Source organism: Citrobacter sp. MNAZ 1397 (genome assembly GCF_023613995.1).
In the GTDB taxonomy this organism is placed as follows: domain Bacteria; phylum Pseudomonadota; class Gammaproteobacteria; order Enterobacterales; family Enterobacteriaceae; genus Phytobacter; species Phytobacter ursingii.
This window is the reverse complement of record NZ_JAKIVH010000001.1, coordinates 2450815-2463455: the sequence shown is the minus strand read 5'-3', so window position 1 is coordinate 2463455 and position 12641 is coordinate 2450815. Positions and strand designations below refer to the sequence as shown.

10 protein-coding genes are annotated in these 12641 nt (G+C 54.3%); 2 read left to right on the top strand and 8 right to left on the bottom strand.

What is annotated here, in order from left to right; translation table 11 throughout:
- Positions 1 to 292: 292 nt before the first annotated feature.
- The 5 genes from L2097_RS11505 to licT form a co-directional block, all read right to left on the bottom strand.
- The gene (locus L2097_RS11505; RefSeq protein ID WP_250353162.1) at positions 293 to 1252 is read right to left on the bottom strand and encodes an alpha/beta hydrolase; all 960 of its coding nucleotides are present in this window, start codon (positions 1250 to 1252) and stop codon (positions 293 to 295) included.
- A gap of 63 nt (positions 1253 to 1315) precedes the next feature.
- A complete protein-coding gene (locus L2097_RS11500) occupies positions 1316 to 2707 on the bottom strand; it encodes a glycoside hydrolase family 1 protein (protein WP_250352864.1) in 1392 nt (463 codons plus the stop codon).
- 9 nt (positions 2708 to 2716) lie between these two features.
- Positions 2717 to 4189, bottom strand: a complete 1473-nt coding sequence (locus tag L2097_RS11495; RefSeq protein ID WP_142519173.1) for a glycoside hydrolase family 1 protein — start codon at positions 4187 to 4189, stop codon at positions 2717 to 2719.
- An 11-nt stretch (positions 4190 to 4200) separates the two neighbouring features.
- Positions 4201 to 6042: a beta-glucoside-specific PTS transporter subunit IIABC gene (locus tag L2097_RS11490; protein WP_250352863.1), complete on the bottom strand. Its 1842-nt coding sequence runs from the start codon at positions 6040 to 6042 to the stop codon at positions 4201 to 4203.
- 203 nt (positions 6043 to 6245) lie between these two features.
- The gene (gene licT / locus L2097_RS11485) at positions 6246 to 7100 is read right to left on the bottom strand and encodes a BglG family transcription antiterminator LicT (RefSeq protein WP_250352862.1); all 855 of its coding nucleotides are present in this window, start codon (positions 7098 to 7100) and stop codon (positions 6246 to 6248) included.
- A 432-nt stretch (positions 7101 to 7532) separates the two neighbouring features.
- On the opposite strand from licT, the gene dinG reads away from it, so the two are divergent.
- Positions 7533 to 9674 carry an ATP-dependent DNA helicase DinG gene (dinG, locus tag L2097_RS11480; protein ID WP_250352861.1) on the top strand — a complete coding sequence of 714 codons (2142 nt, stop codon included), beginning with the start codon at positions 7533 to 7535 and terminating at the stop codon, positions 9672 to 9674.
- Between the two features lie 25 nt (positions 9675 to 9699).
- Positions 9700 to 10662, top strand: a complete 963-nt coding sequence (gene ybiB, locus L2097_RS11475; RefSeq protein WP_085006869.1) for a DNA-binding protein YbiB — start codon at positions 9700 to 9702, stop codon at positions 10660 to 10662.
- Between the two features lie 122 nt (positions 10663 to 10784).
- On the opposite strand, the gene ybiJ is transcribed toward ybiB, so the two are convergent.
- The 3 genes from ybiJ to L2097_RS11460 all read right to left on the bottom strand — a co-directional run bounded on the left by ybiJ (position 10785) and on the right by L2097_RS11460 (position 12627).
- Positions 10785 to 11045: a DUF1471 family protein YbiJ gene (ybiJ, locus tag L2097_RS11470; RefSeq protein ID WP_047373339.1), complete on the bottom strand. Its 261-nt coding sequence runs from the start codon at positions 11043 to 11045 to the stop codon at positions 10785 to 10787.
- A gap of 285 nt (positions 11046 to 11330) precedes the next feature.
- Positions 11331 to 11597, bottom strand: coding sequence for a DksA/TraR family C4-type zinc finger protein (locus L2097_RS11465; protein WP_047371168.1), 267 nt, complete (start codon positions 11595 to 11597; stop codon positions 11331 to 11333).
- Between the two features lie 415 nt (positions 11598 to 12012).
- A complete protein-coding gene (locus L2097_RS11460; RefSeq protein ID WP_047371167.1) occupies positions 12013 to 12627 on the bottom strand; it encodes a flavin reductase family protein in 615 nt (204 codons plus the stop codon).
- Positions 12628 to 12641 lie beyond the last annotated feature (14 nt).

Genomic DNA, 12641 nt, shown 5'->3' with positions numbered 1-12641 from the left:
ACCACCCTGGCGACCCGGGCTCCCGGCCACGAAAATCGCCGCTGGCGCGGTCCATGAGACTTATGTCGTCTGACTGTCGGGTCGGGGACCAGCCTGCGTCCTTGCAGGCTATCCCCTCCGCCCGCTTCCCTGCGGGCGGCCCCGGTCAGCCGTCAACGCCTCATCGATTTTCAGCCGGACCCAGTCATCGCTGTAACGGTTTTATTCTCATTACGCGGAGTTATCGCTGTAAAACGTAATATTACCGGGAATTCCTCAGCCCTCAGGAAGAGTGCCGACGCAGGGGGAAAGCTTATCCCTGCGTCGGCTTAAACTGCGCTATCCATGCCTGCCGCTGTTCCCGCGCCCGTTGCGCTACACGCGCCTGCGGGTCGGAATTAAATCCGTGATACGCGCCAGGCCATACATTCATCTCAACCGCTACGCCCGCGCGAATCAACCCTTGCGCGAAACGAAGGTTTTCATCAAGAAACAGATCCAGCGTGCCCACGCCAAGCCAGGTCGGGGGCAAATGCGTCAGATCCGTTGCCCGTGCCGGCGCGGCATAAACCGACACCCCCTCCGAACCCGGCTCACAGCCCAGCAGGGACGTCCAGCCAAAGCGGTTATATTCACGCGTCCAGACGAACTCACCGGTTACCGGATTCGGATTTTCTTCGGTCACCGTACGATCGTCAAGCATTGGGAACATCAGGTTCTGAAAGGCAATTGAGGGACCATGGCGGTCGCGGGCCAGCAACGCCAGTGAGGCCGCGAGCCCGGCCCCTGCGCTGTCGCCCATTAACCCAATATGGTCAGGATGAATACCCAGCGCGGTAGCCCGTTCGGTCATCCACACCAGCGCGGCGTAACAATCCTCCAGCGATCCGGGAAATACCGTTTCGGGCGCCAGACGATAATCGACAGAGACAATCACGCAGTCATGTTGCAGGGCCGTGGCACCGGTAAGCGACAGGGACTGCTCCGGGCTCCCGAAAAGATGGCCGCCGCCGTGAATATGCAAAATGCCCATTCGGTTCTGCCCCGGCGCGGCGGGAGCGATGACGCAGACTCTGACGGCAGGTTGTGCGGACGCGGAGATAAGGTGTTCTTCCACCGATAACCCGGTCTCCCGGAAACGTTGCACGTTAGCCAGCGCTGCCTGCTGGCGCTGTTGACGAAGGGTGACGAGAGCGTCTTGTGTCAGGGAGAGGGGGCGGCTATCTGCCAGTGCTGGGCGTAACTCAGGGTCGACCAAATTCCATGTGTTCATCATGTAGCCTTGTCTGTCTCGGTAAGGTTTACAGAGCGGGAAATCTCCCGCTCCGTCATTACCTTACAGCGTTTCGCCATTGCTGGCGATAACCTGTTTATACCAGTCAAAGCTGCGCTTTTTGCTGCGTTTGAGCGTACCGTTGCCGTCGTTGTCCTTATCTACATAGATAAAGCCGTAGCGTTTTTTCATCTCGCCGGTCCCGGCGCTGACGATATCAATCGGCCCCCACCAGGTGTAGCCCATGATATCGCAGCCATCGGCCACCGCCTCTGCCATTTCGCGGATATGCTGGCGGCCATAATCGATACGTGCGGTATCGTTGATAACGCCGTTTTCATCTGGCTCATCTACACCGCCATAGCCGTTTTCGACGACAAACAGCGGCTTACGATAGCGGTCAGCCAGTTCATTGCAGACGATACGGAAACCTTTGGCATCAATCGGCCAGCCCCAGGCGGTCTTTTCGAGGTACGGATTGTCCTGACCGACGGTACCGCCGGTGTCGACGCGGAACTCACCGCCTGCCTGATGCAGCACGCTGCGATAGTAGCTAAAGCCCAGGTAATCGGACGAGTAACGGGCGATAAGATCCAGGTCGCCATCCTCCATCGCCAGCGTTATCTTCTGCTCGCGGAACAGGCGCGGCGCCCAGGCCGGATATTCACCCAGCATCATCACATCCGAATAGAACAGCGAACGGCGGCGCAGTTGCAGGGTCGAGAAGATATCTTCCGGGTTGCAGGTGGCCGGATAGACGGTACTCAGCGACAGCATACAACCTATCTTCGCATCCGGGATAATCTCGTGACACAGCTTGTTGGCCAGCGCGTTAGCGACAAACTGGTGATGGTTTGCCTGGTAAAGCTCTTGCGGCGTGGAGTTGGGGTCAACCGCGCCAGTCGCAAAGGGCATACGGTTCATATTGTTCAGCTCGTTGAAGGTCATCCAGTATTTGACTTTTTCGCGGTAACGGGTGAACACCACTTCACAATAGCGGGTGAAAAATGCCACCAGCTTGCGGTTCTTCCAGCCGCCATATTCCTGATACAGCGCCAGCGGCGTTTCGTAGTGGGACAGGGTAATCACCGGCTGAATACCGTATTTCAACAGTTCATCAAACAGGTCGTCGTAAAATTTCAGCCCGGCCTCGTTAGGCGTAGTTTCATCACCACGCGGGAAGATACGCGTCCAGGCGATGGAGGTGCGAAAGCAGGTGAAGCCCATCTCAGCGAACAGCGCCACATCTTGTTTGTAATGGTGATAGAAGTCGATGGCTTCGTGGCTGGCGTAGTATTTATGCGGGTCGACAACCGCATCGTGTCTGCCGGAGGCGATACCGCCGCGTACCACATCAGCAATGGAGGGGCCTTTGCCGTCCACATTCCATGCACCTTCCGCCTGGTTGGCGGCAATGGCGCCGCCCCATAAGAAACCTTTCGGGAAAACAGACATATCCACTCCTTAATCCGCCAAATCTTCGCCGTTGGAGGCGATCACTTTTTTGTACCAGTGGTAGCTCTTTTTCAGGGAGCGCTTCTGCGTCCCGTTACCCATGTCATCCTGATCGACATAGATAAAGCCATAGCGTTTGGAAATTTGCGCGGTGCCCGCGCTCACCACGTCGATTGGCCCCCACCAGGTGTAACCAAACAGATCCACGCCGTCGGCCAGCGCCTCGCGCATCTGCTCTATATGCAGGCGCAGATACTCAATGCGGTAATCATCGTTGACAGAGCCGTCCGGATTCACCGTGTCCACCGCGCCAAGGCCATTTTCGGCAATAAACAGCGGCTTCTGATAGCGGTCATAGAGCTGGTTCAGCGCCAGGCGCAGCCCTTTCGGGTCAATCTGCCAGCCCCACTGGCTGGTGGGCAGGTGCGGGTTACGAACACCACCGGTGATCAGATTACCTTCCGCCCCTTCCAGTTTTTCCGGGTGGGCGCTGACGGTACTGGACATGTAATAACTGAACGACACGAAGTCCACCGGGTGTTGACGCAGGATCTCATCGTCGCCGACCACTTTTTGCAGCGTGACGCCTTTCTCGGCCAACATGCGGTCGGTGTAAGCCGGGTAGTAGCCGCGTGCCTGCACATCGCTAAAGAACAATGACACACGCTGCATCTCTTCGCAGGCCTGTAAATCATCAGGGTGACAGGTGTGCGGGTAGAGCATCTGGTAGCTGATCATGCAGCCCACGCTGGAACCTGGAATGATCGCATGGCAGGCTTTGGTTGCCAGTGCACTGGCCACAAACTGGTGATGCGCGCCCTGGTATTTATCCTGTTCAAGGTGCGGGTTATCCTCTTCAATCACCCCGACGCTGACGTACGGGTGGTGCTTCACGCAGTTAATCTCGTTAAAGGTCATCCAGTACTTCACTTTTTTACGATAACGGGTAAAGCAGGTCGTGGCGAAGCGCACATAGAAATCCACTAACTGGCGGTTCGGCCAGCCACCGTAATCGGTTACCAGCGCAAGCGGCATTTCATAATGGGACAGGGAAACAATCGGCTCGATACCGTGAGAGAGCAGGGTGTCGAACACCTCGTCGTAGAACGTAAGCCCGGCTTCGTTGGGTTCGCTTTCATCACCACGCGGGAAGAGACGCGTCCAGGCAATCGACATGCGAAAGCATTTAAAGCCCATCCCGGCGAAGAGGGCGATGTCTTCTTTGAAGTGATGGTAAAAGTCATTGCCTTTACGTTTCGGGTAATACCTGGTGCTGTTCGGATCCTGCGCTTCACGCACCTGGGCGTGGGTCATTCCCAGCCACTGATCAAGCCAGCGCTCTTTGGGCGTAGCGATGTCAAACGTATACACATCAGACACGGACAGTCCTTTGCCGTCCACGTTCCACGCCCCTTCAAGCTGATTTGCCGCCGTCGCGCCACCCCATAAAAATCCTTCCGGAAATGATTTAGAAAATGTCATGTGCCTGCTCCTCATGCCGCTGATGCGGTCAGTGTCAGAAATTCGTCGCGGCTGGCGACGTCGCCATTCGCTTTAACCGGGCTGATATCGCCGTAGCGTTCACTGTTGGTCACCACCAGGATGACGCTCGGATCAATGCCTTCGGCCTGTAACGCGTCGAGATCAAAGGTGACCAGCAGGTCGCCCACTTCGATAAACTGTCCGGCTTCGATATGACTGGTGAAGTGCCTGCCGCCGAGTTTGACGGTGTCGATACCGATATGAATCAGGATTTCCGCTCCGGTATCGCTTTGCAGCGCCAGCGCATGATGGGTCTCAAAGACCGATACCACCTTGCCATTGACAGGGGAACGTAACTCACCGGTGGCGGGGTAAATTGCCAGTCCTTTGCCGAAAATCTCGTCGGCAAAAACCGGGTCGCTCAGGGTATTAAGCGCTTTGAGCTCACCGCTTACCGGCGCAAACAGCTTCTCTTCTGATTGGGCGATGGGCATGGGGCTTATGCCGGCCACGACCGGCTGGGTTGCCTCTTCAAAACCGAGAATCACTGTGAGGGTGGCGGCACAGACAAAGGAGATAGCGATACTGACCAACGCCCACAGGAAAGTTGGCCCCACCAGCGCCGGAAGACCGGGCAGGCCGCTTAAGGCGAAAGCGTAGGTTTTCACCCCCATCGCCATGGCGAATGCGCCGCCGCAAGCCCCGCCGGTCAGCGCTGCGGCAAACGGCCGTTTATAGCGAATGTTGACCCCGTACATCGCCGGTTCGGTGATCCCCATCATGGCGCTAAAGCTGGTGGTCAGCGCCAGTGATTTGAGCTTCTTGTCGCGAGCGCGCAAGAAGACGCCGAAGGCGGCACCGGCCTGCCCGAGGTTGGCAATGTAAAAGAGGATCTTAATGGGGTCGAAACCCATGGTACTGATGTTATTGATCATGATCGGCACGATCACATAGTGCATGCCGGTGATGATGATCAGTGACAATGTGCCGCCCACGACTACCCCCGCCACGATACCCATGTTCTCCACCAGCCAGATAATGCCGCCAGAGAGGGCATTCCCGGTATAGATCCCCACCGGGCCGATGACGATAAGGGTAACAGGCGTGACAATAAGCAGGCACAGCAGCGGTACAAACATGGTTTTCAGCGGGCCGGGCATAACGCGGTCAATGAGGCGTTCAACATGGCTGAGCAACCACACGGCAAGCAGAATAGGGATGACCGTTGAGGCATAATTCACGGTTGGAACCGGTAAACCGATAAAATTCACCGGCGCACCTGCTTTAAACAAGGTCTGGATAGCCGGGTGAAAGAGAACGGCGGCAAGCGCGACTGCAACGTAAGGGTTAGCGCCGAATTTTTTCGCCGCGCTAAAGGAGAGCGCTAATGGCATGAAGTAAAAGACGCCATCGCTGATTGCCAGCAGGATTTGATAGGTCTGGTTGGTGGTTTCCACCCACTGCATGGCCACCATCAGCGCGAGCAGCCCTTTCAGAATACCGGCCCCGGCGATGGCCGGAATAATCGGCGAAAAAATACTCGATAGACCCTCCAGTATGACCGAAACCGGGTTACGTCGTTTGATGGGCCGGGCGGCATTATCGAGTTCGGGAAGTTCAGCGAGAAGGGCTTTGCATAACGGTTCGACATCGTTGCCAATAATGAGCTGGAACTGGTCGCCGGAGATATTGACACCCATGATGCCCTCCAGGGCTTCGAGGGCAGCGCGATCGGCTTTGTCGTTGTCTTTAAGTAGAAAACGCAGACGGGTGATGCAGTGAAACAGCGAGAGTACGTTGTCTTTGCCGCCCGTCATGCTGATGATCTGGCGAGCCGTGTCCTGATAATTCATAAAATTCCTCCAGACTGAAGCCGAAAGCTGGCCTCATCCACAATGACCGGTGTTAGCCGGGACCTTGTTTCCTCTGGGGTTTGCCTGAATTTACCCGTCATACTGCGGGTATCAACAGTAACAAGCCTGGATGGAATAAATACGCTTGATACCTCAGGTGATATTTTTTTCCCTGACGTTATCTGCGTATTTTCGCCTGCGCACTAAACCTTTTCCGCGTTTGGCGATATGCGCTGCACAATATTCTCGATGTGCACCGCAAGATAGAGCTTTTCCGAGTTGCTCATGGTGTGGTGATAATTTTTGCTGACAAACTCATTCATTGCTTCGACACATTTTAACGTGGCCTGATAGCGACGTTGCACCAGAGCAAAAAATTCCTCGTCATCATTATTTAACACCACCCCATCAATCACCCGCTGGGCAAAGAACTTTAGATGGGTAATAAACCGCTGGTAATTCAGACTATGCTCATCAAGCGGAATATTAAAAAAATACTTCACAATATTTTGTAACTGATAAATAAGCCGCGTAATTTGCGTGGTATTTCCCAGCGTATCATTAAGACCAGCATTCACAATATGCAGAGCGATACTGCAGGCCTCGCTGTCGGGCAATAGCGTGCCGGTGCGTACGACGATCATTCCGAGCGCCTGGCGGCCAATAGCATACTCTGCGGTGTAAAAATGGCGGACTTCCCACTCCAGCGGATTGGGTAAAATTTCATTATTTTTTTGTCGTTGCAGTGCAAAATGCAGGTGATCGGCGAGGGTCACATAGAGCCCATCGCTGAGTTTGTGCGTCAACACACTGCGGGCGTGGGTGATGATATCAGCAGTTAACTGCAAAATATCCATCGGCACTTCACTGACCAGATCTTTAAATCGGGCAGAAACGTGTGAATCTTCCAGACGGAATATTTTATCGATGGCGTCGCGATTGATTCTGGCGCCGTTGTGAGTATTAAACCCCAGCCCACGGCCGGTTAAAATAACCTCCAGACCATCCTCATCCACTGCGCTGACAACATTATTATTTAATATTTGTTTGACCAGCATCGCCAACTCCTGAAAACAAAAACGGGCAAGACGTAAATACAGATATGTGCGGATTGGCCCCGCAGTCTGCATTTAGGTTTTGCCCGATAGTCGGTAACAAGCGTAATGCAGTTAAAACCTAGCACCGTGACGAAAAATATTCAATGTGACAAAAGGGCTTAAGGTTATTCGTATGCCAAATTGTGATCCGGTCTGCGAAAACGGGCGCGGCGACGGAAAACGTCCGTCAGGTTGTAACCCGGTACAACCATTGACCTGGTCTCAGTCACGTCATCGTGAAGTGTGCTTTTATCCCGGCGCATGTCAGTAAAGTAGCCGGTTACCTGTGGGCTCCTTTTTTCGAGCCACTTTCCAGAATACGAAAAAGCGTTACCCCTGAAACGTGAAAAATGCCACAATAGTGGCTGTTTATACAGTGTTTCAGGTTTGCCGATGGCCCTCACCACCGCGCTAAAAGCGCAAATTGCCGCCTGGTATAAGGCGTTGCAACAACAGATTCCGGACTTTATTCCTCGCGCGCCGCAGCGGCAGATGATCGCTGATGTGGCGAAAACGCTCGCCGGGGAAGAGGGACGGCATCTGGCAATAGAAGCGCCGACCGGGGTCGGTAAGACGCTGTCGTACCTTATTCCCGGCATTGCCATCGCTCGTGAAGAACAAAAAACGCTGGTGGTCAGCACCGCCAACGTCGCCTTGCAGGATCAGATTTTCAGCAAAGATTTGCCGCTACTGCGCAAAATTATCCCCGACTTACGCTTTACCGCCGCCTTTGGGCGCGGGCGTTACGTCTGCCCGCGTAATCTGACCGCGCTGGCGAGCACCGAGCCTTCACAACAGGATTTACTGGCCTTTCTGGATGACGAGTTAACCCCTAATAATCAGGAAGAGCAGAAGCGTTGCGCGAAGCTGAAAGCCGACCTCGATAGCTACAAGTGGGACGGCTTACGCGATCATACCGATCAGGCTATCGAAGACTCGCTCTGGCGGCGACTCAGTACCGACAAAGCCAGCTGTCTCAATCGTAATTGTCACTACTACCGTGAATGCCCCTTTTTTGTCGCCCGGCGTGAAATCCAGGAGGCCGAAGTGGTGGTGGCCAACCATGCGCTGGTGATGGCGGCAATGGAAAGCGAGGCGGTGCTGCCGGAGCCGAAAAACCTGCTGCTGGTGCTGGATGAAGGCCACCATTTGCCGGATGTGGCGCGTGATGCGCTGGAAATGAGCGCGGAGATCACTGCCCCCTGGTTTCGCCTGCAACTCGACCTTTTCTGCAAACTGGTGGCAACCTGCCTTGAGCAATTTCGTCCGAAAACCACACCGCCGCTGGCGACGCCCGAGCGTCTGAATGCCCACTGCGAAGAGCTTTACGAGCTGATTGCTTCGCTTAATAACATCCTCACTTTGTATATGCCTGCCGCTCAGGAGGCGGAGCATCGGTTTGCGATGGGTGAGTTGCCTGACGAAGTCATGGCTATATGCCAGCGGCTGGCAAAACTCACCGAAATGCTGCGCGGGCTGGCTGAGTTGTTTCTCAACGACCTGAGCGAAAAAACCGGAAGCCACGATATTGTGCGTCTGCACCGGGTGCTGCTGCAAATGAACCGGGCGCTGGGGATGTTTGAAGCGCAAAGCAAATTATGGCGGCTGGCGGCAATGGCGCAGGCCTCTGGCGCGCCGGTCACGAAATGGGCGACCCGTGAAATGCGCGACGGGCAACTGCATATGTACTTCCACTGTGTCGGCATTCGCGTTAGCGATCAGCTGGAAAAACTGCTCTGGCGTAGCGTACCGCATATTGTCGTGACTTCTGCCACTCTGCGTTCACTGAACAGTTTTTCACGCCTGCAGGAGATGAGCGGCCTGAAAGAGAAAGCAGGGGACCGCTTCGTCACCCTGGATTCGCCGTTTAATCATGTTGAGCAGGGTAAAATCGTCATTCCGCAAATGCGCTATGCGCCGCTGGTCGACAACGAAGCGGAACATCTCGCCGAAATGGCGGCCTATTTCCGCGAACAGGTAGAAAGCAAAACCCACAAAGGGATGCTGGTCTTGTTTGCCAGCCAGCGGGCAATGCTGCTTTTTTTGACGTTTGTTACCGACCTGCGTCTGTTATTACTGGTGCAGGGCGATCAGCCGCGCTACCGTCTGGTGGAGCTACACCGTAAACGTATCGACGGCGGTGAGCGCAGCGTGCTGGTAGGGCTGCAATCCTTTGCGGAAGGGCTTGATTTAAAAGGCGACTATCTGACTCAGGTGCATATCCATAAAATTGCCTTCCCGCCTGTCGACAGCCCCGTGGTGATTACCGAAGGTGAATGGCTTAAAAGTCTTAATCGCTATCCTTTCGAGGTGCAAAGCCTTCCCAGCGCCTCCTTTACGTTGATTCAACAGGTGGGGCGTTTAATCCGTAGCCATAGCTGCCACGGGGAAGTGGTGATTTATGACAACCGTCTGCTGAGCAAAAGTTACGGCAAACGTCTGCTGGACGCGCTGCCGGTTTTTCCTATTTCCCAACCTGATGTACCAGACGTTATAGTGAAGAAACCGAAACAAAGCCGCCGTAAGCGCCGCTGACATTGTGAGCCTTTGAGGAGTTCTGATGGATTACCGCAAAATCATTAAAGAGATTGGCCGGGGGAAAAATCATGCCCGCGATCTGGATTTTGATACCGCCCGGGGGCTTTACGCCCGGATGCTGGATGGCGATGTGCCCGATCTTGAACTGGGGGGCATTCTGATAGCGCTGCGTATTAAAGGCGAAGGCGAAGCGGAAATGCTCGGTTTTTACGAGGCAATGCAGCAACGTACAATGCGCCTTACGCCGCCGGTTGCGAAACCCATGCCGATTGTCATCCCGAGCTATAACGGCGCGCGCAAGCAGGCAAATTTGACACCATTACTGGCTATCTTATTACACAAACTGGGTTTCCCGGTGGTGGTCCACGGTGTGAGCGAGGATCCGACGCGGGTGGTCAGCGAAACCATTTTCACATTGCTTGGTATCGAAGCGACCCGCCATGCTGGTCAGGCCCAGGCACGGCTTGATGGACATCAGCCGGTTTATATTCCGGTAAGCGCGCTGTGCCCACCGCTGGAAAAACAGCTGGCGCTGCGCTGGATAATGGGCGTGCGTAACAGCGCGCATACGCTGGCGAAACTGGCCACGCCGTTTGAGAAAGACGCCGCGCTACGCCTCTCCAGCGTGTCACATCCCGAGTATGTCACGCGTGTGGGTAAATTCTTTAGTGACATCGGTGGGCGAGGTTTGCTGATGCACGGAACAGAAGGAGAGGTTTACGCCAACCCGCAACGCTGCCCGCAAATTAATCTGATTGATGCGCAGGGGGCTCGTGTTATCTATGAACGTCAGGAGGAACTGGCGGATGTGGTTCTGCCTGCGGCTAAAGATGCCGAAACCACCGCTAAATGGATTGAACGTTGCCTTGCCGGCAGCGAGCCTGTTCCCCGGTCGTTAAAAATCGAGATGGCGTGCTGTTTGGTGGCAACCGGAGAGGCGGAGACGCTTGAGAACGCATTAGCCCGTATTGAAGAGAGTTTTTAAACGCGTTTCAAACGAAAAAAAGCCCGTCTCATCACTGGACGGGCCAAAAAGGGTAACAACAACAGGGTCAATGAGGGTTGGAGCAGTGCCCGCCGGAGGGTCACCGACGGGGTAAGACATTCTTATTTGTAAATAACAGCAGTACCGCTCATTTTATTATTGCCGTTAGCGGAGGTGATGCTGTAACCCGTTGCACCAGCGGCAGCGGCTTTCTCAGCCAGCTGTGCTTCCAGGCCGTCCAGCGTGGTCGCGCCGTCTGCAGAAACCACACCGACTTTATTCATGCTTTGTGCCTGAGCAGGGCTGATAGCCTGTGCAGCGAAAGCACCGAAAGAAAGGGTGGAAAGAGCGATGGCGGCGACAGCATATTTGATGGTTTTCATGGTCATTATCTCGCAGGTTATTCTGTTAAGGTGACGTTGTTCCGTCGATGTGATAAGTATCACGGTTTTTTGCGAGAGAGAAAATCTAAGAGAATTGACGACCTTGTTCTAAAAAATTGAACAATCAGCAGGCTGTTGAAATCATTGTGATTTATTCATGTGGATTATGCGTTTTACCGTTTCGGTGGCTGTGGGAATATTTTTCGGCACAGAATGCTACTTTATCTGCCAAATTTTGTGCGCAATGAAGCAACCGCTTGCGCTGTCAGAAACGGTAAAGAACAGTCAGCGAAGCTGGCTATCCTTCGAACCTCTGCGATTATATCCTGCATGTGTCGAGTTTTGTAAATCTTTCTGTTGCTGGCATTGCAGGCAGAAACGCACGCCCGGAATTGCCTTGCGACGCGCTTCCGGAATGGGTTCACCGCACTCTGCACACTCTTTAAGGCTTTCGCCTTTCGGCAGGTCATGGCGCGCACGCGCCACCGCATCTTCAATGGTGCTGTCGATTTGGTCCTGTACCGCCCCGTCATTTGCCCAACCTGACGCCATGGTATTTTCTCCTCAGTAATTGCAGACGTAGTAATACACTATTTGCGCAAATATTCGCCATTTCAATGTGTGAGGAATAAAAATCTATACAGCGACTGATTTGTAACTGAATAACATCGGGCTAAACGCGACGGGGTTGAGTCCCCGCTGAAATCGGTGAGCCGGAAACCTGATGACAAGGTCAGTCCACCATGGAGGGTGGACTGAGGTTTGTCGAGACAGGACGTCGAGTCAAACCGACCGCAGTCAGAAGGTTGGGAGGCGAACGTTGTGCAACGCACCGATTTCCGGGCGGGGCCGCGGGGATTGTAAAGGGGGCCGCGGTGGCCCCCTTTACACGTTCACGTGCGCAAATGTTATATTTGACACAGGAAGTTTGGTGAACGGAACATTGTCCACCTGACACATATATAACTTAACGATCGTCCGGACGACGCATATCGAAACGCTGCGCATCGGTAATGGTGTAATAGGCGGTCGGGCCGCCCGCGCGCAGAATTGGCTGTGCTTTAGCCGTCTGGTAAATGCCATTTTCCAGTAAAGATTCATCGATATGAATGGCTACCGCCTCACCCAGTACCAGCCAGCTATCCAGCGCTTCACCGTTTGCTTTGGTTAGTTGAATACATTGGGATAAGCGACACTCAAAATGTACCGGGCTTTCTGCAACACGCGGCGCTTTAACGATGCGGCTGGCAAGCGGCGTCAGGCCGCTAAACGCGAACTCATCTTCATCATGCGCAAGTGAGGCGGATGTCTCGTTCATGCGTTCTGCCAGCGCACGGGTCGTCAGATTCCAGACGAATTCTTTGGTCTCACAAATATTGCGCACGCTGTCTTTCCAGCCGCTGCTGGCAAAGCCGATGATAGGCGGACGGTAATTGAAACAGTTAAAGAAGCTGTAGGGGGCGAGATTCTGTCGCCCTTCACCATCCAGCGAGGAAATCCAGCCGATAGGTCGCGGGCCGATAATCGCATTGAGCGGGTCGTGGGGCAGGCCATGGCCTTGAGACGGTTCGTAAAAATACATTGCGAGTCCCTGTG